Annotated in this window: 25 protein-coding genes; 21 read left to right on the plus strand and 4 right to left on the minus strand. The window is 40.6% G+C overall.

Features of this window, described 5'->3' with window-relative positions:
- Window positions 1-4: 4 nt before the first annotated feature.
- The 4 genes from holA to FTU05_RS04840 all read right to left on the minus strand — a co-directional run bounded on the left by holA (window position 5) and on the right by FTU05_RS04840 (window position 4783).
- Complete coding sequence (gene holA, locus FTU05_RS04825) at window positions 5-988, minus strand: DNA polymerase III subunit delta (RefSeq protein ID WP_180084675.1); 984 nt, start codon at window positions 986-988, stop codon at window positions 5-7.
- Window positions 989-997: 9 nt separating this feature from the next.
- Window positions 998-1531 carry an LPS assembly lipoprotein LptE gene (lptE, locus tag FTU05_RS04830; RefSeq protein ID WP_078192675.1) on the minus strand — a complete coding sequence of 178 codons (534 nt, stop codon included), beginning with the start codon at window positions 1529-1531 and terminating at the stop codon, window positions 998-1000.
- 206 nt (window positions 1532-1737) lie between these two features.
- A complete protein-coding gene (gene leuS, locus FTU05_RS04835; RefSeq protein ID WP_180164397.1) occupies window positions 1738-4359 on the minus strand; it encodes a leucine--tRNA ligase in 2622 nt (873 codons plus the stop codon).
- A gap of 127 nt (window positions 4360-4486) precedes the next feature.
- Window positions 4487-4783, minus strand: a complete 297-nt coding sequence (locus FTU05_RS04840) for a DUF4124 domain-containing protein (protein WP_373685269.1) — start codon at window positions 4781-4783, stop codon at window positions 4487-4489.
- A gap of 744 nt (window positions 4784-5527) precedes the next feature.
- Here FTU05_RS04840 and FTU05_RS04845 point away from each other — a divergent pair.
- The 21 genes from FTU05_RS04845 to bamB all read left to right on the plus strand — a co-directional run bounded on the left by FTU05_RS04845 (window position 5528) and on the right by bamB (window position 26696).
- A complete protein-coding gene (locus FTU05_RS04845; protein WP_168378448.1) occupies window positions 5528-7255 on the plus strand; it encodes an acetolactate synthase 3 large subunit in 1728 nt (575 codons plus the stop codon).
- Window positions 7252-7743 carry an acetolactate synthase small subunit gene (ilvN, locus tag FTU05_RS04850; protein ID WP_078189625.1) on the plus strand — a complete coding sequence of 164 codons (492 nt, stop codon included), beginning with the start codon at window positions 7252-7254 and terminating at the stop codon, window positions 7741-7743. Before FTU05_RS04845 ends, ilvN begins: the two co-directional genes overlap by 4 nt.
- 109 nt (window positions 7744-7852) lie before the next feature.
- Window positions 7853-8869 (plus strand): ketol-acid reductoisomerase, encoded by a 1017-nt coding sequence (gene ilvC, locus FTU05_RS04855; protein WP_078192867.1) that lies wholly within the window; start codon window positions 7853-7855, stop codon window positions 8867-8869.
- 874 nt (window positions 8870-9743) lie between these two features.
- A complete protein-coding gene (locus FTU05_RS04860) occupies window positions 9744-10568 on the plus strand; it encodes a hypothetical protein (protein ID WP_257230085.1) in 825 nt (274 codons plus the stop codon).
- An 835-nt stretch (window positions 10569-11403) separates the two neighbouring features.
- Complete coding sequence (locus FTU05_RS04865; RefSeq protein ID WP_180007210.1) at window positions 11404-11904, plus strand: hypothetical protein; 501 nt, start codon at window positions 11404-11406, stop codon at window positions 11902-11904.
- A 92-nt stretch (window positions 11905-11996) separates the two neighbouring features.
- Window positions 11997-12725: a molecular chaperone gene (locus FTU05_RS04870; RefSeq protein WP_180007211.1), complete on the plus strand. Its 729-nt coding sequence runs from the start codon at window positions 11997-11999 to the stop codon at window positions 12723-12725.
- Between the two features lie 5 nt (window positions 12726-12730).
- Window positions 12731-15040 (plus strand): fimbria/pilus outer membrane usher protein, encoded by a 2310-nt coding sequence (locus FTU05_RS04875; RefSeq protein ID WP_180164401.1) that lies wholly within the window; start codon window positions 12731-12733, stop codon window positions 15038-15040.
- Window positions 15041-15053: 13 nt separating this feature from the next.
- Complete coding sequence (locus FTU05_RS04880; protein ID WP_180164404.1) at window positions 15054-15464, plus strand: hypothetical protein; 411 nt, start codon at window positions 15054-15056, stop codon at window positions 15462-15464.
- Window positions 15465-15570: 106 nt separating this feature from the next.
- A complete protein-coding gene (locus FTU05_RS04885) occupies window positions 15571-15828 on the plus strand; it encodes a hypothetical protein (RefSeq protein ID WP_180164406.1) in 258 nt (85 codons plus the stop codon).
- A 201-nt stretch (window positions 15829-16029) separates the two neighbouring features.
- Entirely contained in the window at window positions 16030-16413 is a 384-nt protein-coding gene (locus FTU05_RS04890; protein WP_180007215.1) for a sensor histidine kinase, read from the plus strand.
- Between the two features lie 119 nt (window positions 16414-16532).
- Window positions 16533-17810 carry a glycosyltransferase family 4 protein gene (locus FTU05_RS04895; protein ID WP_373684001.1) on the plus strand — a complete coding sequence of 426 codons (1278 nt, stop codon included), beginning with the start codon at window positions 16533-16535 and terminating at the stop codon, window positions 17808-17810.
- Window positions 17811-18003: 193 nt separating this feature from the next.
- Window positions 18004-18555 (plus strand): phosphatase PAP2 family protein, encoded by a 552-nt coding sequence (locus FTU05_RS04900; protein ID WP_180164408.1) that lies wholly within the window; start codon window positions 18004-18006, stop codon window positions 18553-18555.
- Between the two features lie 121 nt (window positions 18556-18676).
- Window positions 18677-18877, plus strand: coding sequence for a Fe-S cluster assembly protein IscX (gene iscX, locus FTU05_RS04905; protein ID WP_180164410.1), 201 nt, complete (start codon window positions 18677-18679; stop codon window positions 18875-18877).
- 109 nt (window positions 18878-18986) lie between these two features.
- Window positions 18987-19418, plus strand: a complete 432-nt coding sequence (ndk, locus tag FTU05_RS04910; RefSeq protein WP_078189614.1) for a nucleoside-diphosphate kinase — start codon at window positions 18987-18989, stop codon at window positions 19416-19418.
- A gap of 123 nt (window positions 19419-19541) precedes the next feature.
- A complete protein-coding gene (gene rlmN / locus FTU05_RS04915; protein ID WP_078189613.1) occupies window positions 19542-20777 on the plus strand; it encodes a 23S rRNA (adenine(2503)-C(2))-methyltransferase RlmN in 1236 nt (411 codons plus the stop codon).
- A 15-nt stretch (window positions 20778-20792) separates the two neighbouring features.
- Window positions 20793-21596 carry a type IV pilus biogenesis/stability protein PilW gene (gene pilW, locus FTU05_RS04920; protein WP_078189612.1) on the plus strand — a complete coding sequence of 268 codons (804 nt, stop codon included), beginning with the start codon at window positions 20793-20795 and terminating at the stop codon, window positions 21594-21596.
- Complete coding sequence (locus FTU05_RS04925) at window positions 21587-22381, plus strand: RodZ domain-containing protein (RefSeq protein ID WP_180025979.1); 795 nt, start codon at window positions 21587-21589, stop codon at window positions 22379-22381. Before pilW ends, FTU05_RS04925 begins: the two co-directional genes overlap by 10 nt.
- Window positions 22382-22404: 23 nt before the next feature.
- On the plus strand, window positions 22405-23526 hold the full coding sequence (ispG, locus tag FTU05_RS04930) for a flavodoxin-dependent (E)-4-hydroxy-3-methylbut-2-enyl-diphosphate synthase (RefSeq protein WP_180055933.1): 1122 nt from the start codon (window positions 22405-22407) through the stop codon (window positions 23524-23526).
- Window positions 23527-23529: 3 nt separating this feature from the next.
- Complete coding sequence (hisS, locus tag FTU05_RS04935) at window positions 23530-24825, plus strand: histidine--tRNA ligase (protein WP_078189609.1); 1296 nt, start codon at window positions 23530-23532, stop codon at window positions 24823-24825.
- Between the two features lie 30 nt (window positions 24826-24855).
- On the plus strand, window positions 24856-25554 hold the full coding sequence (locus FTU05_RS04940) for a tetratricopeptide repeat protein (protein WP_078189608.1): 699 nt from the start codon (window positions 24856-24858) through the stop codon (window positions 25552-25554).
- Window positions 25551-26696, plus strand: coding sequence for an outer membrane protein assembly factor BamB (gene bamB, locus FTU05_RS04945; RefSeq protein ID WP_180164412.1), 1146 nt, complete (start codon window positions 25551-25553; stop codon window positions 26694-26696). Before FTU05_RS04940 ends, bamB begins: the two co-directional genes overlap by 4 nt.
- Window positions 26697-26845 lie beyond the last annotated feature (149 nt).

The raw sequence follows: 26845 nt of genomic DNA on the forward strand, positions 1-26845 counted from the left end.
TAGACTAGAAGAGTCTGCGCCCACACAAGCTGGCAATAGCTTGTTGTACCAAGTGCTCAGGATTTTCATGACCTAAACCTTTTATTGACGCGTCTAAACGAAGTAATAGGGCAGGCCAAGTCAAAAAATCGTTCGCATTTAAACGGCGTAACGCTTGTTGATACAGCCCGACTTTGGTTTTCCAAATACCAATTTGCAAGGCATTTTGTGGCTGCTCAAACAGTTGCATCAGCAAACGCATTTCCTTACTGATACTCCATAAAATCAGCGACATCGGCTCGCCTGAAGCGATTAAGTATTGAAAAATTTTAATTGATTGCGCCAAATTGCCTTGCAGCATGGCATCATTTAAATCATAGGTGGTGTAGCGTGACTGATCTTGTAAGCAAGAGTACAGATGATCTATCTGGATCATCTCTGCTTCAGGAAAAGTATCTGCGACACGCATTAAACTATTTTTTGCAGCCAGTAAGTTGTGCTCATGATGCTGTTCTAGCCATTGCCAAGCATCATTGGCGAGTTTAATGCCGAGCTTTTGTGCTTCAACGGCCAAAATTTGCTGACGATCTTTAGGGTAGTTTGCAGTCAGTGCAACATTGACTCCATTGGCATCAATGGTTTGGAAAAAACTGGTCTTTAAACTCGCACTGTCTTGCTTCGGCATGACCACGAGCAGCAAGTTACTTTCATTTTGCTGCAAATAGCTTTTTAACAGTTTTAGTCCATTGGCATCGGGTTTAATGCTGCCATGTGCCTCAATTGCCAGTTGACTGGAAAATAATGACAAGCTATTTAAAGCATTAAAGACATTTTTCCAATCAGCAGCAGAGCTAATGTCATACCGTTGACGCTCGATTTCTCTAGCGCTCCAACTCTTACGAAATGCATCCAGGAGATTTTGTTCAAGTAATGGCTCTTGACCATGCAGCACCCAGGCACCTTGCGCTTCATCTACACGTTTTAATGCCTGAAGATAGTCAAGTTTCATAAATCAAAATTACTCAGCTTTGGTTGGTGCAGTTAGTGGGTTCGCTTTTGGTAAGCGGTTTGATGAAATTTGGCGCACGATCTGTTGTGCAATGTCATCAATAATCACTTGTTTTAAATATTTTTCTTCTTGGTCATCAGTGTTCACGGTTGCTACGTCGTATTGGTAGCTACGTGTTGCCATCAATGTACGGGGTTCTGTCACAGGGTTACCTTGAGCATCTTCAATTTGGAACGTCACATTCAAGCGCAGTAAAGTTTCAACCAATTTACCATTGAGTTCTAAACGTCGCGGAGTGTAATCCAACACATGTAAGACATAGGCATTTTGATTATTGCTCAATTGCACGCCTGCAGAACCTAAATAAATCGCTAACTTTTCATGTAAGTCATCCGTATCTTCAGGAAGTGCCAATCGCATATTGGAATAGGCTACAGGTACAGCAGCAGGGTTGGTGCCTTTTAAATGAAAACCACAACCGACCATGCCTGCGCTCAGGCCCATAGTTAATACAATTGCAGCAACACGTTGAACCAAGTGCATAAAGTGTCCTCTGTTTCCCGAAGGGATAATGTTGAAATCCTGTGTGGATTGTAAAGTCAAAGCCCGTTGACTCGCAACGGGCTTTGTTTGGGAATTGTGAAATCCTTATATTCCCTCTCCTGTTAGGAGAGGGTTAGGGAGAGGTGAGTTTTATTAATTACCCTCATCCCAACCTTCTCCCAAAGGGAGAAGGAGCTGTAAGGTTATTAAACCACTAAATTCACTAATTTATTCGGCACCACAATTTCTTTCTTGGTTGGACCAGTCAAGAATTGTTGAACTTCAGGTAATGCTTTTGCTTGCGCAAGAATGTCATCTTTAGAGGTATCGACAGATACTTCTAATTTGCCACGAAGCTTACCGTTTACTTGCACCACAATCGTTTGTGTATTACGAGTCAGCGCAGATTCATCTACAGCAGGGAAGCGTGCTGATGTTAATTCGATACCAAATTCTGCCAATAAGGTTTGGCTTAAATGTGGTGCAAACGGAGCAAGTAAAGTTAGAAGAGTCGTGATTGATTCACGTGCAACGGCAACGTCATTGTCATCTTTCGCTTCAAACTTATTGTTTGCATTCAAAAGTTCCATCATCGCAGCAATCGCGGTGTTGAAGGCATGACGACGTGCAATGTCATCACCCACTTTTTGAATGGTTTCGTGTGTTTTACGACGCAAGTCTTGTGCAGCGGTAGAAAGTGTCGCTTTGTCGATGTTGGCAGCAGAGTTGCCTTGTTCAAGGAAACCTGTTGCTAAGCGCCATACACGTTTTAAGAAGCGGTTTGCACCTTCAACACCAGCGTCAGACCATTCTAGTGATTGATCTGGTGGTGCAGCGAACATCATAAATACACGTGCAGTATCTGCGCCGTATTGATCAATAATCGCTTGCGGGTCGATACCGTTATTTTTCGATTTCGACATTTTTTCTTGACCGCCAACCACGACGTCTTGACCATCACCTTGATATTTCGCAGAGATGATACGGCCTTTTTCATCACGTTCTAAGTCGATGTCAGCAGGATTAAACCATGTTTTCTTACCTGACTCAGATTCGCGGTAGTAAGTATCCGCAAGCACCATACCTTGAGTAAGCAAGTTGGTGAAAGGTTCATTGCCTTGTACCACACCTTCATCACGCATCAATTTGTGGAAGAAACGTGCATAAAGTAAATGTAGAATCGCGTGTTCAACACCACCGATGTATTGGTTCACAGGTAACCAAGTTTGACCCGCTTCAGGTTTCACCATACCGTCAGTGAAATCTGGAGATGCATAACGTGCATAGTACCAAGAAGATTCTACGAAAGTATCCAAGGTATCTGTTTCACGACGTGCGTCGCCACCACAGCATGGGCAAGTGGTTTCATAGAACTCAGGCATTTTGTTCAGTGGGTTGCCTGAACCGTCTGGAACCACGTCCGTTGGCAATACAACTGGAAGTTGTTCTTCAGGTACTGGAACCTGACCACATTTTTCACAGTTGATCATTGGAATTGGACAACCCCAATAACGCTGACGAGAAACACCCCAGTCACGTAAACGGAATTGAACTTTCGAGTTGGCAAGTTCAGTCGGCTCTAACTTTGCAAGGAAAGCATCATACGCACCTTGTAAATCTAAACCGTCAAATTCGCCTGAATTCACCAGTTTGCCTTCTTTAGAACCGTACCATTCCTGCCAAGTTGTTGCGTCAAAGTCTGCATCGTCTGCACCTTTGGCATCAATCACTTGCTTGATGGTTAAGCCATATTTGTTGGCAAATTCGAAGTCACGTTCATCGTGTGAAGGCACTGCCATCACCGCGCCTGAACCGTAAGACATCAAGACGTAGTTCGCGATCCAAACAGGAACTTCTTCACCTGTAACTGGGTGCTTCACAGAAAGACCAGTTGCCATGCCTTTCTTTTCAGCAGTCGCAAGATCGGCTTCTGCAACAGAACCCATACGGCATTCTTCGATAAATGCAGCAAGCTCAGGATTGCTTTCCGCAGCTTTAAGTGCCATTGGATGCTCTGCTGCAACTGCAACATAAGTCACACCCATGAGTGTGTCAGCACGAGTGGTAAATACAGTTAAACCATCTGCATAAACGTTTGGATTCGCTGAAGGGAAGGTAATTTCCATACCCTGTGAGCGACCAATCCAGTTACGTTGCATGGTTAAAACTTGCTGTGGCCAGCCGTCTTTTAATGTTTCTAAATCGTCAAGTAATTCTTGCGCATAGTCAGTGATGCGGAAGTAGTACATTGGAATATCACGTTTTTCGACCAATGCACCAGAACGCCAGCCACGACCATTTTCAACTTGTTCGTTTGCTAAAACAGTTTGGTCTACAGGGTCCCAATTCACTGTTGAAAGCTTACGGTAAATTAACCCTTTTTTATAAAGTTGAACGAATAACCATTGTTCCCAGCGGTAGTATTCAGGTGTGCAAGTTGCAAATTCACGATCCCAATCTACAGAAAGACCTAACTTTTTAAGCTGATTACGCATGTAATCAATGTTTTCAAAAGTCCATTTTGCAGGAGCGACTTGATGGGCAATTGCAGCATTTTCAGCAGGTAGACCGAATGCATCCCAACCCATTGGTTGTAGCACAGTTTCACCTTGTAAGCGGTGGAAACGGCTGATCACGTCACCAATTGTATAGTTACGCACATGACCCATATGCAGTTTGCCACTTGGATAAGGGAACATAGAGAGGATATAACGACGTGGTCCTGCTACTTGGTCGGCAACTTTGAAGGCTTTGCGATTTTCCCAGTCTTGTTGGACTGTAGGTTCAATCGCACTGGCTTGATATTCAGGGTCAATGTGAGTAGTCATAAACGTAAATAGAAATAACGGTTAAAAAGTTTGTGCTACAGCATAGCGCAAAATACGCCTAGAGTGAATTTTGCGATGCTGCCTAGATGTAAATAATTTAAGTCAAAATTGCAGACCTTAGCGTGAATTATTGTGCTGCGGCAGGTACCGCTTGAGCTTGGCGGAGTGCTGCATTGGCTTCGCGCTGTTGTTCTGCTTGTTGCTCATTTTGTTCATTCGACTGTTCGGCTTCACGTGAAACCTCTTCTTGGTTTTTTGTTGGAGCAGATTGCGTAGTCGTTGTTGCGCCATAGGTATTTACTTTACCTTTACGCTGCGCATTTTTTGGCGGTGGCGTAGTGGTGTAATGCGTTGAACCTTTTGCATCTACCCATTTGTAATATTCTTTCGCTGAAAGGTCCAAACTGGTCAGGCAAAACGCCATGCTAGATAAAACACAGGCAGTGCGAGCAATCGTCGTCTTCATCATATATTCAGTCCCAAAGTTATAGTGATCATGCAAAATTATGCTGAAAATTTTGCGCTTTTTTGACAGCAGAATCTATGCATTTTTTAGCACAAAGGATAAAAGGGGCATCGCGTGGGATGAATAACTTTGTGAATGATAAATTGTGGAATTAATAAGCAATCAAAATATTGTGTTCTTATCATTCAATCCATGCATTAAGTTGAAAGTGAGGCAATTGAATTAAAAACTCACAGCCATTCATTTAATTTATTTATTAGATTTATAAAAGTATTTTATTAAATACATGCTAACTGGTTATAAATAAACAAACTACAAAGAATGCAAAGAACGGGAGTATGCTTAAAAAACAAACGGTCTGTAAGTAATCAGAAAAAAGCCGATTTTTAAACTTGACTTTAATGGTTGAAACTACAAAAATGCTGTCTTTAGTTTTATATGTCTTAGATCGATCACCCTTCGAATGAGTGCATTTTAGCAATGGACTTCTTCTCTAGCCGAGAAGTTGAACAAAGCCAACAAAATATGTTTATCCCAACATGTTTTAGACCCCATATTGCTCAAACAGCAAGCAGGTCAGATTTTTTTCTTATTGCTATGAAAACTATGAAATTTGTGTGCTATAACAGAGCACACAGTTAATGAATTAACCACGACAAATGCCCTCCATTTGTGCGTGAAAAAAGATTAGGGTGAATCACGTTGGAACTTTTATCTGGTGGTGAAATGCTTGTTCGCGCTTTAGCGGACGAAGGCGTTGAACATGTTTTTGGATACCCAGGCGGCGCAGTACTCCATATTTATGACGCGCTATTTCAACAAGAAAAAATCAATCATTACCTAGTGCGCCACGAGCAAGCTGCTGGTCATATGGCTGATGCTTACTCACGTGTCACAGGTAAAACAGGTGTCGTATTGGTGACATCTGGTCCGGGTGCAACAAATACCGTAACTCCAATTGCAACTGCCTATATGGACTCAATCCCAATGGTGATTTTGTCAGGTCAGGTTGCAAGCCATCTTATCGGTGAGGATGCGTTCCAAGAAACGGATATGGTCGGTATTTCGCGCCCAATCGTAAAACACAGCTTCCAAGTACGTCATGCAAGCGAAATCCCTTCGATTATTAAGAAGGCATTTTATATCGCTTCAAGTGGCCGTCCGGGTCCTGTTGTTGTTGATATTCCAAAGGATGCGACGAATCCTGCAGAGAAATTTGCTTACGAATATCCTGAAAAAGTGAAAATGCGTTCGTATCAACCGCCGCATCGTGGTCACTCAGGTCAAATTCGTAAAGCAATTGATGAATTGATTCATGCCAAACGCCCAATTATTTATTCAGGCGGTGGTGTGGTTCAAGGCAATGCTTCTGCACAGTTGACAGAACTTGCACATTTACTGGGTTATCCAGTAACCAGTACCTTAATGGGTCTTGGTGCGTATCCGGGCAATGATGAACAATTCATCGGCATGTTGGGTATGCATGGTACTTACGAAGCCAATATGACGATGCACAATGCAGATGTGATTCTGTGTGTGGGCGCGCGCTTCGATGACCGTGTAACCAATAATCCAGCGAAATTCTGTCCAAATGCCAAAGTCATTCATATTGATATAGACCCAGCAACGATTTCAAAAACAATTATGGCGCACATCCCAATTGTGGGTGCAGTAGAGCCTGTATTGACTGAAATGTTGGCTCAATTAAAGCAATTGAATGTGTCTAAACCAAATCCTGAAGATATCGCGGCTTGGTGGAAACAAATCAATGAATGGCGTCAAGTTCATGGTTTGAACTATGACAAACCAACTGATGGTTCAATGAAACCACAGCAAGTTGTTGAAGCGTTGGATAAAATTACCAATAGCCAAGCCATTATTACTTCAGACGTTGGTCAACACCAAATGTTTGGTGCGCTTTACTACAAATACACACGTCCACGTCAATGGATCAACTCAGGTGGTCTAGGAACCATGGGTGTAGGTTTGCCATATGCTATGGCAGCTAAACTTGCCTTCCCAGATCAACAAGTAGTGTGTATTACTGGCGAAGCATCGATTCAGATGTGTATCCAAGAACTATCTACATGTAAGCAATATGGCTTGAATGTAAAAATTCTATGCTTGAATAACCGTGCATTAGGTATGGTTAAGCAATGGCAAGACATGAACTACGAAGGTCGTCACTCAAGCTCGTATGTTGAGTCACTTCCAGACTTCCCTAAATTAATGGAGGCGTATGGTCATGTAGGTATTCAAATTGACCATGCAGATGAACTCGAATCGAAGCTTGCTGAAGCAATGGCGATCAATGACAAGTGCGTGTTTATTAACGTGATGGTTGACCGTTCAGAGCATGTATATCCAATGTTGGTTGCTGGCCAGTCAATGAAAGATATGTGGTTAGGCAAAGGAGAGCGCACACAATGAGACATATTATCTCTGTACTTGTAGAAAACGAAGCAGGTGCGCTTTCACGTTTGGTAGGTTTATTCTCTCAGCGTGGTTATAACATTGAGACATTAAACGTAGCGCCAACAGAAGATCCGACGCTTTCGCGTTTGACTTTAACCACGTATGGCGATGAGCATAAAATTGAACAAATCACCAAACAACTCAACAAGCTTGTCGAAGTTGTTAAAGTTGTTGATTTGTCTGAAGGTGCTCATATTGAACGTGAATTGATGTTAATTAAAGTCAAAGCACTCGGTTCAGCACGTGCCGAAATTAAACGTACTGCGGATATTTTCCGTGGACAAATCGTAGACGTAACGCCAACGACATATACCATTCAAATCGCAGGTACAACTGAAAAGATAGATGGTTTTATTGATGCCTTAGCTGAAAATACAATTCTAGAAGTTGTACGTTCAGGTGTTTCAGGTATCGCACGTGGCGAAAAAGTTTTAACTATCTAATTTTATATATTCACCTCACTCCTATGGGTGAGGTACTTGAAACGTGAATAATCAAACAGAATCACGGTATCAAGTTAAAGGAAACAAAAGCATTTTAGCGGAGACAGCAATGCAAATTTTTTACGATAAAGACACAGACTTATCTATCATCCAAGGCAAAAAAGTAGCAATCATTGGTTATGGTTCACAAGGCCATGCTCATGCGCTTAACCTTAAAGATTCAGGCGTTGACGTAACTGTAGGTCTACGTGCTGGTTCTACTTCTTGGAAAAAAGCTGAAAACGCTGGTCTTAAAGTTTCAGAAGTTCCTGCTGCTGTAGCTCAAGCTGACTTAGTTATGATTTTGACTCCAGATGAGTTCCAATCACAACTTTACCGCGACGTAATTGAGCCAAACATCAAGCAAGGTGCAACGCTAGCATTTGCTCATGGTTTCTCAGTTCTTTATAACCAAGTTGTTCCACGTGCTGACCTTGATGTAATCATGGTTGCTCCAAAAGCGCCTGGTCATACTGTACGTTCAGAATTCCAACGTGGTTCAGGTGTACCTGATCTTATCGCTGTTCACCAAGATGCTTCTGGTAATGCACGTAACGTTGCGCTTTCTTATGCTTCAGGTGTTGGTGGCGGCCGTACTGGTATTATCGAAACTTCATTCCGTGAAGAAACTGAAACTGACCTTTTCGGTGAGCAAGCAGTTCTTTGTGGTGGTGCTGTTGAATTGGTTAAAATGGGCTTTGAAACTTTGGTTGAAGCTGGTTATGCACCAGAAATGGCTTACTTCGAATGTCTACACGAACTTAAATTGATCGTTGACTTAATGTTCGAAGGCGGTATCGCGGACATGAACTACTCAGTATCAAACAATGCTGAATATGGCGAATACGTAACTGGTGTTGAAGTAATCAACGAACAGTCTCGTGAAGCTATGCGTAATGCGCTTAAACGTATTCAATCTGGTGAATACGCGAAGATGTTCATCCAAGAAGGTGCGTTGAACTATCCTTCTATGACTGCTCGTCGTCGTCAAAACGCGGCGCATGGTATCGAAGTAACTGGTAATAAGTTACGTGCGATGATGCCTTGGATCCAAGCGAACAAAATCGTTGATAAAGAGAAAAACTAATTTCTTGAATCAATTGATTTGAATACGAAGACCCACTCATTTTGAGTGGGTTTTTTAATATCTAAAGTTACGTGCCTTAAAAATAGAAAAGCATACTTTTCTATTTTTGCGTACCTTGGATCCAAGCGAACAAAATCGTAGACAAAGAAAAGAACTAAGTTCTGATATCTAAGTCAAAAAGCCCTTGTTTTTAACAGGGGCTTTTTTATGCCTTACAAAAGACGGTATCAAGGCTGCGTGCCTCAAATGATGTAAGCAGTGCTTTTATTCCTTGCGCTTCACTCAGAACAGTGTTCTGAGTTTGCTCATACCTTGGATCCAAGCGAACAAAATCGTAGACAAAGAAAAGAAGTAAGTTCTTATATTTAAGTCAAAAAGCCCTTGTTTTTAACAGGGGCTTTTTTATGCCTTACTGAAAACAGCATATAGGCAAGCAAAATCGTTGATAAACAGAAAAACTAATTTCTCGAATCAATTGGTTTGAATGTGAAAGCTCACTCATTTGAGTGGTATGTAAATTTGCTAAGTACCTAGAAAGGATAAAAGGCAGTACGTGGCCTCTTTGCGTCCACAACCGTGATTTGCTTTTTGGGCTTCATCCAGAGCAGTACTTTTTTTCTTGTATTTGTTCAACCTTGGATTCAAGTAAAAAGGTCGTAGATCAATAAAAGAACAAAATTTTATTTCTAAATGAAAAAAGATGTTTTTAATGGGGTGTCAAAGATTGGAAATATAGGCTTTAAAAGCGACTCCAATTTAATCTGATGATTTGAGTTGTAGGTGGTTTCAAAACTCCTATATTTGTGTCATCTGTGTTGAATTTAGGTTGTGATAGAGTAGGCATTATTCATGCTGCATGGAGTGTGTAATTGCAATGAAAATATCAAAAATCTCTCTTTTACTCGCTCTTTGTCTACCAGTGGTGAGTTTTGCACAAGAGGCAGATATAACACTGCCTGAGTTAAAGCCTTTACCTGAGGTTCGAATCTCAATGCAGCGGATGCTTCGCTCGACTGAGGGGCGCTATTTCTTAGATTTGTATGCTGGCATATGGAATCCGCACGGGACTTTAACTGATCTGCAAGAGCCCAAACAAATTAACTTTAAAGGGACTCAAAAAGCTGATTTTATTGACTTGAATTCAGTTAATGTTGGGACTGAACAAAGTGCTGCAACAGCTTATCGATTGGCAGGAACCTTGAATGCAAATACAGGCTGGTTTAAAGCAGAACTGACTGAACAAACGGTACCACCATCTACAAGTTATTTACAGTTTGAACCTGCGTTTAAAGCTGCAGATAAACCTATCCTGCTGTTTAAGTTTTATGGGTTGCAATCCGCAGATCAGCCCTATGGCAAGTCTCTAAAGCGCGTAGATGTAATTAATAAGTCAAATGGAGAGGTACTACAGTCATTACAAGGCTTTAATGCTTTTGGGAATAGTATGGGATTCTTAGATGTAAACTTTGATGGATACTATGATGTTGTACTCTCAGACACTTCTGATGGTCGAAAAATAGAAGATAAGCGATTTATTTATTGGATGTACAATCCTAAAACGAAGAATTTTCAACGTTCACCGCAATTGGAGAAAATTGCTGGATTCCCAAAATTAAAAGGAGAGCTGCAGCAGATCGACTTTGGATCAGGTCAAATCTTTCGAGTCGATCAAGGATTGCTTTATCCAGTCAGTGAGTAAGTTAAATTTTTTAAAAAGCCCCATAACTTGGGGCTTTTTTATTTATAGAACTTTCTAAAGAAGAATGCAGATATTTTAAAATGAGGTAGTCGGTATTTTGAATAAAAAATCAAAGTAAAAAGAGCGTTGAAAGAGCGGGACTGAATTTCATTATACGTGATAATTCATGTAATAAATGAGATTCTAAAAATGTGAAAAACAAAAATCTGAAATTTAAAGAAAGAAAATATGATTTACAAAAGCTTAACATTGGAAACTAAGCCGTGTTTCAAAACCTGTAATTTAATACAAAGGCTCAGTATTTGGTGACGTAATTCTTGTATTGCGTTTCAAAAGACATACCTGAAAGTGGTGATTATACATTTGAGATTCTATTTAAAATTTAAATTTAATCGGTCTTTACTATTAATGTAGTTGAATATTCACGTAGTATTGGTTTGTTTGAAAATTATTTTGAACTATTTCACAAATATTTGGTGAAATATGTAACAGCCTATATTATTTTTAATGTTACTAAATTTAATAAAAACAATAAGATATGTTATACCAAAAAATAGGGATATGAAAAAAATCCCCAAAATTTGGGATAAAGAGAAAAATTAAATAAAAATATAAAAATTAAAAATATTTAATATATTACAGCCACATAATTTAAATATTCGTAAAAAATAATATTACATGAATATTCGTGTGAATATTCCACATTGGGTTCTTTTTTTCTCCACATGATTAAGAATGAATCAGCACCTAGGGAAAGTAAGATTAATTAGTTTTTCTTAACAAATATCCTTTGATGCACATACTAATAAATCTCATATGAGAATGGAGAAGTGAAATGTTTACATCTAAAATTTTAACCGCAGTACTATCTGCAACATTGTTCGTAGCACTTCCAGCAACATCTGCAATCGCTGGTGGTAAAAAAGAATCTAAACAATGTGGCGGTGCGCCGTGTGAAGGCGAAATCGACATCGAGTTACAGATTCTTAAAGCATGTGAGCTTTTGGTAGGTAAAGACATCAAACTCGTTGAAGACAGTTATACGGGTGCTAGTGGCTTTACAGTTACAACGAACACTCCATATACATTAAATCTATCTACGCTAAACGCGGGTTCAAGTGCAGATACTTTTGTAAAACATGAGACCACTAGTGATAAAGTATTTACAAAAATCACGACTTCAAAAGGTGGTGTGAATTATCCAATCGGTTCTACACCTGTAGCTGGTATGAGCGTTGATAACTTTGCTGTATCTGTAGCTCCAAAAAATACAATTTCAGGTACTCAACGTGCTGGTACATACAAAGATACTTTATATATTAAAGTAGCTTACTAATCCAAATTTCGGGAGTTGATTCTACACAGTTAGGGTCAACTTCTTTTTATTTTTGAATTGATAATAATATTTAAATGTACTGGGGTGGGTATATGAAAAGTTTATTCAAAGTCGTTTCATTTAGTTTAATGACTTGCTTATTGAGTCCTCAAATATTTGCAGGTATTTCAATTAGCCCTGTGCAGTTATATTTAACCGATAAATCTAAACAACGCAGTGCGACATTTACTTTGGAGTCGAAAGGGGATGATGAGACACCACGTATTTTTGAAGCTCAAGCATTTAAATGGACTCAAAATGCCGCAGGGGAAGATGTTCTTTCACCTGAATCCAATATTATTATCAATCCGAAAAACTTTATTTTAAAACCAAATTCAAAACAAATGGTTCGTGTGGGTTTTACTCAATCTGTAGAAAGTATGAATCTACAACAAGAAGAAGCATGGCGTATTCTTTATACTGAGCTACCACAAGTGACGAACTCTGAATCGAAAATTGCACTGTTATTAAGTATTAATGTGCCATTTTTTGTCGGCAAACAAGAACCCGCTTATTTGAAATTTATTGCCAAAAAAACGAATGGTCGCACCATTATTCAGGTTGAAAATTTAGCAAAATCACACATTCAAATCCAAAAACTTTATGTCATCGATAAAAGCAAGAAAACAGTCGCTGAATCTTCCGATATGAAATATTTATTGGCATTAGGTAAAAACCAATACGACATCGGGAATGTTTCTTTACGAGGCGCTAGTAATTATAAAGTCGTTGTGGAAACAGATAAAGGTGACACTCCTTTGGAGTTTAATTTAGTTGAGTAGTGGCTATGAATAGAATTACATTGCTTCTATATTGTATTTTATGTGCTAATTTTGCTCATGCAGAAGCTGTTGATATGCCTGATGATTTATTTCCAACCAGTATTTGGGTAAACGAAGTAGACCGCAAGAGCGAAGTATTATTACTGACTGAAAATAACAAGTTTTATATAGAGTGCGCAGATCTTGATAAGCTGCAAATCAAAGTAGAAATTCTGAAACGACATGCAACTAAAAATTCATTTTGTTTGGTAACGGATCAAGATATTCAGTCTGGATTTGATCCTCAATTGCAAGCTATCAAAATTAATCTTCCATCAAAATATTTCTTTGGGCTAGAAACGGATGCCTTAATCAGTCAGCCGATGCCTGCAAATTTTGGTGCATTTCTCAATTATGAAATGCACTTTGAAAATAACACTCAACATAATAATTTTGGTGTACTGCCTGAACTTGGGGTGTTTAAAGACAATTGGATTTTAAGAAATAATGCCTTTTATCGAAATAATAAAGGGGATGATTATCGTGAAGAAAAATTTGTAAGGTTAAATAGTAGTCTTGAGTTTGACTTCTCTAAAAGTGCGACCAAGCTGATTATTGGTGATACGACCTCTGCCTATAGCGCATTAATTCATGGTGTGCGATTTGGTGGTTTGAGTTTTGGTACAGACTATACATCACGTCCAGATTTTGTGTATTGGAATATTCCAAGTCTAAAAGGTAGTGCGGTTTTACCTTCGACTGTTGATTTATATATTGATGGCGTAAATATATATCAGAAAAAGATTTCACCTGGAGATTATAACTTACAAACAGGTGCCAATATTGAAAGTGCTGGTACAGCGCAAATGGTTGTACAAGATGTCTTGGGGAATACCACTGTTCGAAGTTTCCCAGTGTTAATTAGTAGTAAATTGCTCAAAGAAGATTTAAATGATTACAACATATCATTAGGTAAACTACGCTTCAGTTATGATGAAGAAAATAGTGATTATCGCGATTTTTTCAGTTCAGCCTATTGGCGTAGAGGTGTCACCAGTCGTACCACTTTGGGTGCAAGTGCTACCTATAGTGATAAGGTAAAAAATGCAGGACTGTTATGGACGCAAGCGGTCAATCGATGGTTTGTTTTAGACAGTATTTTTTTAGGCAGTAAAACCGATAATGATGATGGTTATTCTGCAGGTTTGGCTATCAGTCGTAATTTCGGGAAACTCAATTTTGGTGTGAGTACACGCTACGCTACAAATGATTATCGGGCGTTAGGTTATGAAGATAATCATATTTTTCCAAAATTTGAAAATATGGCGTATTTGAGTTTTGCTAATTTTCCATTCTTTCAAAATTTAAATCTGAACTATATCGAACAAACCCAGTATGAATCTAATGATCCTTTATTTGAGTTAGAGGATCGCAAAATGCTCACTGTGGGGGTGAGTCGCGAAATTACACCGAATTTAATGTATACCGCCAACTATTTCCAAGAATTTGGTGATAGCGATGACTCAGGTGCCTTTTTTACATTTTCTTATAATTTTGGTGGTGGTAAACGTATTCAGGCTGATGCAGGTACCAATAAATCCGGCGGTGTACGTTTTATTCAAAATGCATTCGGTGAATATGGTGCAAATTATGCGCTTGGTGTGGATTATCGTAATGATGAAACGGTACTGAATGCCTATGGCGGTTTGTCCACTGATGTTGGTGATTTAACCTTGAGTCATCTCTATAGTGAAAATGATTCAACAACACAGGTTGGTTATCGCGGCGCTATGGTGTGGTTGGGTGGTCAATATGCATTGACCAGTTTTGTCGATAATGCCTTTGCTTTAGTGAATGTTGGTGGTCGTGAAGATATTGATGTCATGCGATCAATGTCTCCAGTCGCGAAAACCAATAAAAAAGGCTATGCCTTTGTACACGATATTGTTCCTTATATTAATTACGATATTTCATTTGATGAAAATCAATTGCCGATCGAAAGCAAAGTTCCAAATGCTGCACATCGTTTAGTCGCATTAAGACAGCGTGGTTATAACATTAATTTTTCAGTATTTGATACACAACAAATATTGGTCAAAATATTGGATGAACAAGGTCATCAATTTGTTGCAGGAAGTGAAGTTGCAATTGATACCACAGAAGCTGATGTTTATCCAGTGGGTTCAGATGGCACGGTAATGTTATATGGTTTGGTTGAAGGCTACTACAAGTTGACGGTGAGGACCAGTGGTGGTCGATCTTGCCAAACAGCATTAACAGTGCCGAAAAAGGTAGAAAACCAAACTCCTGAATTAATTACATTGCAGTGTAAATAAAGGAGTATTTCCAATGAAAAGTATTTTACTTATCTCAGCAGCGTTATTTAGTTCAATGACATTTGCAGCACCGAGTCGTTGTGAAATGGGACGAATTAGTGAAACCAATATGCGCTTGGCGAATTACTATAATAGTCAAGCAGCGAGTTCATTTAGTGTCGATTGTTCCGGTAAATACCGCATACGCTTTAATAGCCGAAATTTGCAGGATACTTCGGGCAGTAGTTTTGTGACGAATGGCCCGATTAAGCTCAAAACACGGATGACTGTTTCAGGTGCGATGGAAAATCTGTGGAATGTTTCTACCGAGCAAGGCGCTGGCAAAAATAACTATGTGATTGCTGTGCGTTTGGTAGAACGAGTGAAAGCAACGACACCTGCAGGAATCTACCGCGATACAGTCTTTGTAAATATGGTGTTTTGAGATGCTTAGCGACCGATTTTCTTCATGGCTAAGGTGAATATATGCAGAGTGCTGATTTCGTTCATACCGCTAGATTGAAGCTTGATGATAGATATTTAGGTGAATCTTGGGCTTTAATCTAAGTAGCTTAATTTTCTGCTATGCGTATAAAGTCAGAAATGAAGGGGATTTGGTTTCAGCATATGCTTCCCCGATAACAACTTTGGGTGTGGCGATTATTTTTGCACTACGCTTGACTAAAAGTGTGAGACGAATTGAAATATTTAATCAAACGTTGGCAACAACGGTCACTCAAGTAAAGGAAGAGTTGACGCATACCTTGCAAAATCATTATCAGTTGGAAATGGAAAATACTCGCTTGTAAGAGCGTATTCAAATAGCACATGACCTACATGATGGCTCAGCTCGATCATTGCGATTAATGGCATAGGCTGAGCAGAGCGCCAAAGATCTGACCAATCCACAATTTTTATCGATGTTGAAAATTTTAAGAGATGATTTACGACAGATCATTGATAGCGGTTCAAGTTTAGGCACCAAACTGCCTGAAACCCCTTTGTAATGGATGGCACTCTTTAGGCACCGTTTTAATCAGTTATTTGATGAGCTCGATATACACGCTAAATGGTCAGTTCCTGCAAAATGGGAAGTGGATGTTACCCCATTGGAATGTCTAAGCTTACAGCGTGTAGCTGAAGAAGCATTAACTAATATTGTGAAGCATAGTCATGCGACCCTGGTGCAGATTCGGATTTATTATGAAAACTCAGCATTGATAATGGAAGTAGAAGACAATGGTGTGGGGTTTGATGTGGATCTGGTCAATCAAGCCGGTTTGAGTGTGGGGCTTCGTAGTATGAGTGGGCGTTTAGAGCGGATGAACGCAGATATGCAAATCACTTCTCGTGTGGGTCAGACGATTTTAAAAGTGATTAAAAATTACGGATAAATCATGATTTTGTAGAAGAAATTAGTCAATTTTTTTCAATAAACTGTCATCAAATAATCATCAAAATGCAAAAAACTGCTGCTTAAACTGTAACTATACATTTATAAGAAGCATGTAAGATCATGACAGAATCGGCTATCAATTTAGGGCGTATGCAGGATGAGCCTGCACGCTTTCAATTCCAATTTAAGCATATGCAATCACGAATGGATGTGCAAACGGTCTCAACCTTAATCCGTCCAGGTCTAAAAATCGCCATTGTTACAGATACGTGGGCGCCAGAAATTAATGGTGTTGCACATTCTTTATTGCAGTTGTGTAAAGGCTTGCAGCAACAAGGCAACTCCATTTTTTTAATACGCCCTGAACAGTCCGAAAGTTGTCAGGATTTCAGACCTGATCAAGAGTGTTTGGTTCGAGCGCAGTCGATTCCTAAGTATTCAGGTTTACAATTTGGCTGGCCGCAACTGATCAAACTCAGTAAAGCTTTAAAAAAAGCCCAAGTCGACATTGTGCATATAGTCACTGAAGGGCCTTTGGGTTTTGCTATGCTTCAACTGGCGCGTTCTTTACAGATTCCTGTGTCCAGTGGTTTTCATTCGGCCTTTCATGATTTTAGTCGCTTCTTTGATTTAGCGTTTTTAATGAAGCCCGTACAACATTATTTACGATGGTTTCATAACAATACTCAACTCACCTGTGTACCGAGCCAAGATACTGCAGATGCCTTGCATCGATTAGGTTTTAGTTGCCCATTGGTGGTGGTCGGGCGAGGTGTGGACCATAGTCGATTTTCTCCCTCACACTATCAAGCAGAACTGAGACAACAGTGGCAAGCAGATGAACATACCCGCGTGATGCTCTATGTCGGAAGGCTATCTCCTGAAAAAGAAGTGGATGTTTTGATTTCTGCCTACCGTTCGATGTTGGCCATGGATGCACGAACGAAATTGGTCATTGTGGGTGATGGGCCAGATCGTGAGCGATTAATGCAACTGGCAAAATCCCTAGATGTTATTTTTATGGGAAGTTTAAGTGGTCAGGCTTTATCGGAAGCCTATGCTAGTGCGGATGTTTTTGTTTTCGCAAGTCAGGTTGAGACTTTTGGTAATGTGGTTTTGGAGGCGATGGCCAGCGGATTGCCTGTGATTGCATATAATGCTGCATGTGCCCAACTGCACGTGAGAAATCAGCAAACGGGATGGTTATGTCACTTATCTCGAACCGATGAATTTATTCGGCTTATGCAGCAATTGCCGCAACGCGCTAAATTAAAAACAATGGGCATCGAGGCGGCAAAAGACGCTGCTAAAATCGGATGGCAATATCCTGTACAGCAATTTGAGCAAGCGCTATATCGCGTGGTGGATCAAGCCATGATGAGCCAATGGAGCTAGCGTTATTGGCTATATTGAAAAGTTCAACATCTTCAAAAATCAATATTCATCGAACTGTCATCAAAGCATCATTGCACTGTCAAAAAGAGAACCTAAGCTGAGTCAAACAAAGATCTAAACTTGTAAAAATAACAACACAAATCTAGCTCAACCCCAACACAGTCAGGCTTTGACTGTAGGTAGGAGATTAGCGATGAATTTTAAAAATGCAAAAACAAGAATGCTGCATCTCGATTTAAAAGGCTGTATTTATCTCAATCATTTTTCACATCAACAAGTTGTGGCTGACATATTTAAAATGGTGAGTCGACTTGGTGATGGTGTGTTTTGGTATGTCATGTTGGCGACGGTTTGGATCGTGCAGGGCATGTCTTACAGTTTGCAAATCATCTATGTATTACTGGGTGGTTCCGTCGGCACCTCGATCTATAAACTCCTTAAAAAGAAAACTGTGCGCCCAAGACCGTACCAAGTGCATCAAGTGATTCGCTTAGGTGAACGCCCTCTAGATCATTTTAGTTTCCCATCGGGACATACTCTACATGCAGTCATGGCAACAACTGTGCTGGGCTATATTCAACCCATGCTGTTGGTCCTAATGTTGCCCTTTACGTTATTGGTGGCATTATCCCGCATGGTCTTAGGATTGCATTACCCGAGTGATGTTGCCGTCGGTGCTGCTATAGGCGCTGCCGTCGGTGCCGCAATTATTCTCTGTGCACCTCTTTTTGGTTTGGTTTTATAGTTCGATGTGGGCATCTTAATTGCAAAATCTAGTAATAAAAAAATTAAAAGGGTTTATCACGTCGAATTGCTGAAATTTGTTAAAGTAAGCCATCATTCTATAGACGATGTTAGGAAGACCCATGGGTTTACGCTGGACAGATACCATTGATATCGCAATTGAGCTGTATGATGCTCACCCTGATGTTGATCCGCAATGGATTCGATTTACTGACCTACATGCATGGGTATGTGCATTGCCAAATTTCACTGATGACCCAGAAAAGTCGACTGAAGGTCTGCTTGAGGGAATTCAGATGGCCTGGATTGATGAGGCAAGTTAATCCCTACATCGAAAAAAGCAATTTTTTTGTATAGCAAAAGCAGAAAATAGCGCATTATTCGGTATAATGCGGCAAATTTTTCACGTCAAATTGACTTAAGGAGCCTCTCATGGCTATTGAACGTACTTTATCTATCGTTAAACCAGACGCAGTTGCTAAAAACCACATCGGCGACATCTTTGCTCGTTTCGAAAAAGCGGGTCTTCAAATCGTTGCAACTAAAATGAAACACTTGACTCAAGCTGAAGCTGAAGGCTTCTACGCTGAGCACAAAGAACGTGGTTTCTTTGGTGACTTAGTTGCATTCATGACTTCTGGTCCAGTTGTAGTTTCAGTTCTTGAAGGCGAAAACGCAGTTCTTGCTCACCGTGAAATCCTTGGCGCAACTAACCCTAAAGAAGCTGCTCCTGGTACTATCCGTGCAGACTTCGCTGTAAGCATCGACGAAAACGCTGCTCACGGTTCTGACTCTGTAGCATCTGCTGATCGTGAAGTTAACTACTTCTTCGCTCAAACTGAGATCGCTCCACGTACTCGTTAATTCGAAGTATTCAAACCAGATAAGTGGTATACTGCTTGTCTGGTTTTTTTATTCTCTGAATAACTCTTTGCTCAATAACTGAGCTTCTCCTTTGATCTTTAGACATGGTTTAGGTAATTACACATGAGTACTGAAGTAGTCGCTACATCAGCTGTTTCTGATGCACAGCAACAATCTCCATCCGCTCCGACGCAGCAAAATACTGTGGAGAAAGTGAATTTACTGGGCATGTCACGTCCGCAAATGGAAAAATTCTTCGAAGAAATGGGGGAGAAAAAGTTCCGTGCTGGGCAGGTGATGAAATGGATTCATCAGTTCTTCGTGACTGATTTTGCTGAAATGACCAATATTTCTGGTAAATTGCGTGAAAAACTAGAAAAGATTTGTGAAATTAAAGCGCCTGAAGTGGTGCATAAAAATTATTCAAAAGACGGTACTCGTAAATGGGTGTTCCGTGTAGGCGATGGTGCAGGTTCATTGGTTGAAACTGTGCTGATTCCTGCGGAAGATAAAACCGGCGCACGTAAGACCTTGTGTATTTCGTCACAAGTGGGCTGTGCTCTGGACTGTTCATTCTGTTCAACTGGGAAACAAGGTTTCCAACGTGACTTGAGCCAAGCTGAAATTATTGGACAGCTTTGGATGGCAAACTTCTCTTATATGGAAGATGTGCCAGTTGCGGATCGTGAACGTTCAGTGACCAATGTGGTGATGATGGGCATGGGTGAGCCGCTGTTGAACTATGATGCTGTATTGAATTCAATGCGAATCATGTTGGATGATTTTGCGTATGGTATGTCCAAGCGTCGTGTGACTTTATCAACCTCAGGTGTAGTGCCGAAAATTGACCAATTGGCACAAGACATTGATGTAGCCTTGGCAATTTCACTCCATGCGCCAAATGATGAACTACGTAACGAACTTGTTCCGATCAATAAAAAGTATCCGTTGGAACAATTGATTGCTGCTTGTCAGCGTTATATCGCCAAAGATGGTAATGAAAGTTCGCGTAAACACGTGACCATCGAATACGTGATGTTAGATGGTGTAAATGACCATCCTGAACATGCACAGCAAATGTTAAAGCTGTTGAAAAACCTACCAAGCAAAATTAATTTAATTCCGTTTAACCCGTTCCCGCATGCGCCATACGGTCGTTCAAGCCGTAACCGTATTATTTCTTTCCAAAAAACTTTGTCTGATGCCGGTTTTGTGTGTACGATTCGTCAGACACGTGGTGATGATATCGACGCTGCGTGTGGACAACTCGTGGGGCAAGTTGCTGACCGTACTCGTCGTGCGGAGCAATGGAAAAAGAAAGTTGCGCAGCAAAATGAGATACTGCGCTCACAAGGATAATAAAGAGGCAGCCAATTGAAAAAGTTAACGTATAAGTTCACTTTCGTTTCAGCTTTATGTGCATCGGTTTTGGCATTAACAGCATGTCAAACGCCTGAGATTGGGAAAAAAGACCCAGAGAAAGCCGTAAAAATCAGAACGCAATTGGCTGTTGAACACCTGAAAGCAGGGGATTTGGACTCTGCTAAACGTGCATTAGATCAGGCTTTAGAGGTGGATTCTCGCGATTCCCAAGCCAATATGATGATGGGCGTCTTACTGCAAAGAGAAGGCAGTCCAGCCAACTTAGAAAAAGCAGATAGTTATTTTAAGCGTGCAATTTCAGCAGACTCAAAAAATTCTCAAGCACGTAACAACTACGGTACGTATTTATACCAAGTTGAGCGCTATAATGATGCGATTGAACAGTTCAGCATTGCAGGTTCAACTTTAGGATATGATCAACGTTTCAAAGCATTGGAAAATTTAGGTCGAATTTACCTGAAAGTGGGTGATGTGGCGAATGCTGAAAAATCATTCAAACAAGCTTTGCAGGCTAATCGTGATTCTTATGTTTCAATGTTAGAGTTGTCTGAAATCTTTTATTTGAATCAGCAGTTCCCTGCTGCTACACAAATGTATGAACAATTTGTACGTGCAGTAGGACAAAAAAATCAGGGTGCGCGTGCACTCTGGATTGGCATTCGAACAGCGCGTGCCAATGGCGACAATTTGGGTATGCAAGTACTGGTCAACCAGTTACGTGCTTTGTTCCCAGAAAGTCCTGAATACCAACGCTATTTGCAATTACAGTACAGTACTGAGGCCGTATGGAAGTAAATCCTAATTCACCGCAATCGAATGGTTCGAGCGTAGCTCCAAATGCATTAGGAAATGTACAACGCCCAGGTGAGTATTTACGTCAAGTACGTATTACGCAAAAACTGGAACTTGAAGCTGTCGCATCAGAACTCAATATTCCATTAAAAACACTGACTGCACTTGAGCAAGATGATTATAAGTCATTGCCTGAAGCAACCTTTATTAAAGGTTACTACCGCACTTATGCCAAATATTTAAAAGTTGATGCCACCAATATCATTCAACGTTTTGATGATATTTATGCCAACGATACGGGATTGTTGCCAAATCACGCGTTAAATAATTCACCGATTAAAATTATGGGTAAATTACCCGGTTCTAACCGTGACCGTAATCGTAAATGGATCAAACGTGGTTTGATTGCATTGGCGGTGTTGGTGGTCATTGGTGCGATCGTGGCAGCGATTCAGGGCATGACCTCGGGCAGCGATAATGAAGACGCTGTGACCAGTGATGTCGCTTCAGAAGTTCAAGTCCTCGACATGAATGGCGGGAATGCAGCAGTCAGCGGTGATCAATTGACATTGACCTTTAGTAGCCCGACTTCAGTACATATTGTTGATTCGACGGGTAAGGTATTGGCGACAGGTCGTCAAGCATCGACGCTCAACTTAAACGGTGAAACACCATTCCAAATTCGTTTGGATGATGCAACAGCAGTGTCATTAAGCTTAAATAATGAAAATATTTCATTGTCACCATATACCGTAAACGGCAAAGCAGATTTCCGTTTATCACGTTAAGGGACAACAGAGCAGACTGAACAATGATTGAAAATCCAATTAAGCGCCGTCCAACGCGTAAAATTAAAGTAGGTTCGGTGTATGTCGGTGGTGATGCGCCGATCAGCATCCAAAGTATGACCAATACTGAAACCTGTGATGTCGAAGCGACCGTGGCACAGATTCAGCGCTGCGTAGATGTGGGCGCAGACATCATGCGTGTTTCAGTACCAAGTATGGAAGCCGCTGAAGCTTTTGGTGAAATTCGTAAACGTGTGCAAGTGCCACTGGTTGCCGATATTCACTTTGATTATAAAATTGCTTTACGTGTTGCAGACCTTGGTGCAGATTGTTTGCGTATTAACCCAGGTAATATTGGCTCGGAAGCTAAAATCCGTGAAGTGGTTGCTGCTGCACAACATAATGACATCTCTATGCGTATTGGTGTCAATGCAGGTTCGCTCGAAAAAGATATTCAAAAGAAATATGGTGAGCCTACAGGTCAGGCCTTGCTTGAATCTGCAATGCGCCATATTGATATTTTAGACCGCTTAAATTTCCATGAATTTAAAGTCTCAGTCAAAGCATCGAATGTATTTTTGACATTGGATGCGTACCGTTTGCTTTCTGCACAAATTGATAACCCATTACACTTAGGTGTGACTGAAGCAGGTGTCTACCGTACGGGTTCAGTCAAATCTGCTATCGCTTTAGGCGGTTTGTTGATGGAAGGCATTGGTGACACCATGCGTATTTCATTGGCAGCAGAGCCTGAAGAAGAAATCAAAATTGGCTTTGATATTTTAAAATCATTGGGCTTACGTTCAAACGGCATTAACTTTATTGCGTGCCCAAGTTGTTCACGCCAAGAGTTTAATGTCATCAAAGTTATGCAAACATTGGAAGAGCGTTTAGAAGATATTCGTACCCCAATGGATGTATCGGTGATTGGTTGTAAAGTGAATGGTCCGGGTGAAGCCAAAGAAGCCGATATTGGTGTAGTTGGTGCAAGTCCGCGTTCACTGGTGTATCGTAATGGCGAAAAGAGCCATTTAATTGACACAAATCAGTTGGTTGACGAAATCGAAGCGATGGTTCGTCAACGTGTTAGCGATCTTGAAGACGCTAAAGCTAAAGAGATTATTCGCACAAGTTTTTCTGAGTAGATCATGAGTTCAATCGTCGCAATCAAAGGTTTTAATGACATTCTCCCTACGCAAAGTCCTGCATGGAGACGTCTAGAACAGCATTTATCTAGCTTGATGGATGCTTATGGTTATCAGCAAATTCGCTTGCCGATTGTGGAGCAGACTCATCTGTTCAAACGTTCTATTGGTGATGCAACGGATATCGTTGAAAAAGAAATGTACACATTCTTAGACAAAGGTAATCCGCCTGAGTCTTTGACTTTGCGTCCAGAAGGAACAGCAGGGTGTGTGCGTGCAATGCTTGAACATAACTTACTTCGTGGTGCTACACCGCGTGTATGGTATGTCGGCCCAATGTTCCGCTATGAAAAACCACAAAAAGGTCGCTACCGTCAGTTCCATCAATTTGGCGTAGAAACCTTTGGTGTTGCAACACCAGATCAAGATGCAGAATTGATTTTAATGACTGCGCGTTTGTGGAAACGCATGGGCGTTGCAGATAAAGTTCAATTAGAACTCAATACTTTAGGTGAGTCTGATGAACGTGCAGCTTATCGTGCAGCATTGGTTGAATTTTTAGAGTCACATAAAAATGACTTAGATGAAGATTCACAGCGTCGTCTAACTACGAATCCACTGCGTATTTTGGATTCTAAAGATGCAAAAACACAAAGCATTTTGGAAAATGCGCCAAAACTTCACGACTTTATGGGTGAAGAAACGTTGGCTCACTTTGCCCAATTGCAGCAGTATTTGACTGATGCTGGTATTGGTTTTGTGATCAATCAAAAATTGGTTCGTGGTCTCGACTACTACAATAAAACGGTCTTTGAATGGACAACTACACACTTAGGTTCTCAAGGAACGGTATGTGCTGGTGGTCGTTATGACGGTTTAGTCGGTCAGCTTAAAGGTAAAGCAGACCAGTCTGTGCCTGCTGTTGGTTTTGCAATGGGTATGGAGCGTTTGCTTCTTCTACTTGAACAAGTGGAAGACAATACCCCAGTGCGTGACTGTGAGCTATTCTTGGTTTCAGATCCTGCAACTCAAGGTAAGGCATTGGTACTTGCTGAACAAATTCGTGATCAACTTGAAGCAGCGGGTAGCAACATTCGCTTAAAAGTTGGTTCACAAGGTTCAATGAAATCGCAAATGAAAAAAGCCGACCAATCGGGCGCTTTATTTGCTGTGATTTACGGTGAACGTGAGCAAGCAGCAGGGCAAGTGCTGGTGAAAGAGCTAGCTATTGCAGAACAACACGAAGTGAATGTGGCAGACTTTGTTGCCTTCATTATCGAAAAAATTTCTTCAAAATAATCCCTATAACATAAGGAAAAAGGTAATTTCATGAGCGCATTGAGTGAAGAAGAACAACTTGATAATTTAAAATCGTTTGCTAAAAAATATGGCTCTGCCATTGTTAGCGGCATTTTAATTGCGTTGATTGCCTTTTTCGGATGGGAATACTGGCAGAAGAAAACTTTGGCTGAATCGCAAATGCAAACAGCCAAAGTACAGCAGTTAATGGATGATGCTCAGTCGGCGACTGGCGATGCGTTTACACAACTTTCTGCGACTGCAGATAAAATTGTAAAAGAAGCGCCAGATTCGCCGCAAGCCATCCAAACTCAGTTGCTTATGGCAAAATTGGCGTATGATAAAGCGGATTATGCCAATGCTGAAAAAGCTTTGAAAAAAGTTGAAAATTCAAAAGTTGACGATGCAGGCTTAGTTCAATTGGTGAAATTACGTTTAGCGTATGCACAATTGGCACAAAAGAAATTTGATGAAGCATTAAAAACCTTAGAAGCAGTTAAAGAACCTGCTTTTCAAGCGACTGCAGATGAAGCCCGTGGCGATGTCTATGTTGCAAAAAATGATATCGAAAATGCAAAGAAAGTTTATCAAAGTGCATGGGATGCTTTGGTTGAACGACAAGAAGAACGTCAAATTTTACAAATTAAACTCGAAAGTGTAGGCGTTTTAGTTGATGATCCTGAAATTGAACGTCCGATTATAGATACACAAGTGGAAGCAACTGAATGAATAGAAAATACAAAATTACCTGTGCGCTGACAGTTTTAACACTTGCTTTGGCTGGTTGTGCAAATAAAGGAAAAGTAGAAAAAGTAAAACCAAATTCTTTACCAAAATTGGAACAGGCAAAAACTTTAGCACCTGTATTTTCAAACAGTGTGGCTTCAACTGAGGAAGCGGATCCACTGCGTTTACGTATGGATGCAGATAATGGCGTTGTTTTTAGCGTAAATCCTAACGGTGAAGTTCAAGCCTACAAAGGTAAAGAGCGCTTATGGCAGAAGAAAATCTCTAAACAAGGTTTGACTGCAGGTGTAGAAGCTGCTGACGGTATTGTGGTTGTGGGTAATGCAAAAGGTCAATTATTTGCATTAGATCAGGCAACAGGTGAACAAAAGTGGACTGCGCAATTAACCGGCGCGTTACTTTCACCGTCGTTGATTCAAGCAGGTCGCGTTATTTCAGTTACCAATGATGGTACGGTATACGCAAACGATGTGGCAACGGGCCAACAAACTTGGACCTATAACTTGCCAAATGTGCAGTTTAGTTTACGTGGTATGGCAGCACCGGTATCACTCGATGCGCGTCATGTTCTCATCGCTTCTTCAAATGCCTATATCTATGTGATTGATGCATTGAGCGGTATTCCGAAAATGCAGCGTCGTGTTGCAGTGTCAGATGGTCGTTCAGATGTACAACGTCTCATTGATATTGATGGTGAACCGACTGTAGCAGGTCAATTTTTAATTACCACCAGTTACCAAGGCCAAGTGACAGCGCTTGATCTTGCCTCACAACAAGTGATCTGGAGCAATGATGCGAGTAGCATTCAGCGTCCTGAAGTTGCGGGCAATGGTGTCTTTGTGACACAAACTGATGGTAAAATTGTGGCTTATGAAATTACCACTGGTCAAACATTGTGGGAAAATGACCAATTGCTTAATCGTAATTTGAGTAACCCAGTGATGTTAGGTCAAGACCTTGTGGTTGGTGATCTGGATGGTGTACTTCACTTAATCAACCCAGCGACAGGCGAGTTGGTTGGTCGTTCTAAAACCAGTGGTGAAGTACGTTCACTACGTGTAATTGACAACCAATTATATGTGTCGACACGTAAGGGGGCATTAAGCATTTGGCAGAACCGTTAATTTTTCTGCGGCTTATGTTAAAATAAGTCAAACCGTATTTTTAACGCGGGGGATTGAATCATCAATGCCCCGTGTTTTTATTTATTTTAGGCATTTATCCTATTTCCATTCTTCCTAAGCTTTCTGATGTTCAGACCAGACCAAACTGG

The organism is Acinetobacter sp. YH12049, from assembly GCF_013419875.1.
Taxonomy (GTDB): Bacteria; Pseudomonadota; Gammaproteobacteria; order Pseudomonadales; family Moraxellaceae; genus Acinetobacter; species Acinetobacter amyesii.

What these genes read in the sequence shown, in the direction of transcription:
- ispG (WP_180055933.1), top strand. Translation starts at nt 22,405, where the DNA reads ATGATTGAAAATCCAATTAAGCGCCGTCCAACGCGTAAAATTAAAGTA.
- FTU05_RS04880 (WP_180164404.1), top strand. Translation starts at nt 15,054, where the DNA reads ATGAAAAGTATTTTACTTATCTCAGCAGCGTTATTTAGTTCAATGACA.
- hisS (WP_078189609.1), top strand. Translation starts at nt 23,530, where the DNA reads ATGAGTTCAATCGTCGCAATCAAAGGTTTTAATGACATTCTCCCTACG.
- FTU05_RS04890 (WP_180007215.1), top strand. Translation starts at nt 16,030, where the DNA reads ATGGCACTCTTTAGGCACCGTTTTAATCAGTTATTTGATGAGCTCGAT.
- FTU05_RS04870 (WP_180007211.1), top strand. Translation starts at nt 11,997, where the DNA reads ATGAAAAGTTTATTCAAAGTCGTTTCATTTAGTTTAATGACTTGCTTA.
- ilvC (WP_078192867.1), top strand. Translation starts at nt 7,853, where the DNA reads ATGCAAATTTTTTACGATAAAGACACAGACTTATCTATCATCCAAGGC.
- FTU05_RS04875 (WP_180164401.1), top strand. Translation starts at nt 12,731, where the DNA reads ATGAATAGAATTACATTGCTTCTATATTGTATTTTATGTGCTAATTTT.
- ilvN (WP_078189625.1), top strand. Translation starts at nt 7,252, where the DNA reads ATGAGACATATTATCTCTGTACTTGTAGAAAACGAAGCAGGTGCGCTT.
- FTU05_RS04865 (WP_180007210.1), top strand. Translation starts at nt 11,404, where the DNA reads ATGTTTACATCTAAAATTTTAACCGCAGTACTATCTGCAACATTGTTC.
- holA (WP_180084675.1), bottom strand. Translation starts at nt 988, where the DNA reads ATGAAACTTGACTATCTTCAGGCATTAAAACGTGTAGATGAAGCGCAA.
- lptE (WP_078192675.1), bottom strand. Translation starts at nt 1,531, where the DNA reads ATGCACTTGGTTCAACGTGTTGCTGCAATTGTATTAACTATGGGCCTG.
- bamB (WP_180164412.1), top strand. Translation starts at nt 25,551, where the DNA reads ATGAATAGAAAATACAAAATTACCTGTGCGCTGACAGTTTTAACACTT.
- leuS (WP_180164397.1), bottom strand. Translation starts at nt 4,359, where the DNA reads ATGACTACTCACATTGACCCTGAATATCAAGCCAGTGCGATTGAACCT.
- iscX (WP_180164410.1), top strand. Translation starts at nt 18,677, where the DNA reads ATGGGTTTACGCTGGACAGATACCATTGATATCGCAATTGAGCTGTAT.
- FTU05_RS04940 (WP_078189608.1), top strand. Translation starts at nt 24,856, where the DNA reads ATGAGCGCATTGAGTGAAGAAGAACAACTTGATAATTTAAAATCGTTT.
- rlmN (WP_078189613.1), top strand. Translation starts at nt 19,542, where the DNA reads ATGAGTACTGAAGTAGTCGCTACATCAGCTGTTTCTGATGCACAGCAA.
- FTU05_RS04900 (WP_180164408.1), top strand. Translation starts at nt 18,004, where the DNA reads ATGAATTTTAAAAATGCAAAAACAAGAATGCTGCATCTCGATTTAAAA.
- FTU05_RS04925 (WP_180025979.1), top strand. Translation starts at nt 21,587, where the DNA reads ATGGAAGTAAATCCTAATTCACCGCAATCGAATGGTTCGAGCGTAGCT.
- ndk (WP_078189614.1), top strand. Translation starts at nt 18,987, where the DNA reads ATGGCTATTGAACGTACTTTATCTATCGTTAAACCAGACGCAGTTGCT.
- FTU05_RS04840 (WP_373685269.1), bottom strand. Translation starts at nt 4,783, where the DNA reads ATGGCGTTTTGCCTGACCAGTTTGGACCTTTCAGCGAAAGAATATTAC.
- FTU05_RS04860 (WP_257230085.1), top strand. Translation starts at nt 9,744, where the DNA reads ATGAAAATATCAAAAATCTCTCTTTTACTCGCTCTTTGTCTACCAGTG.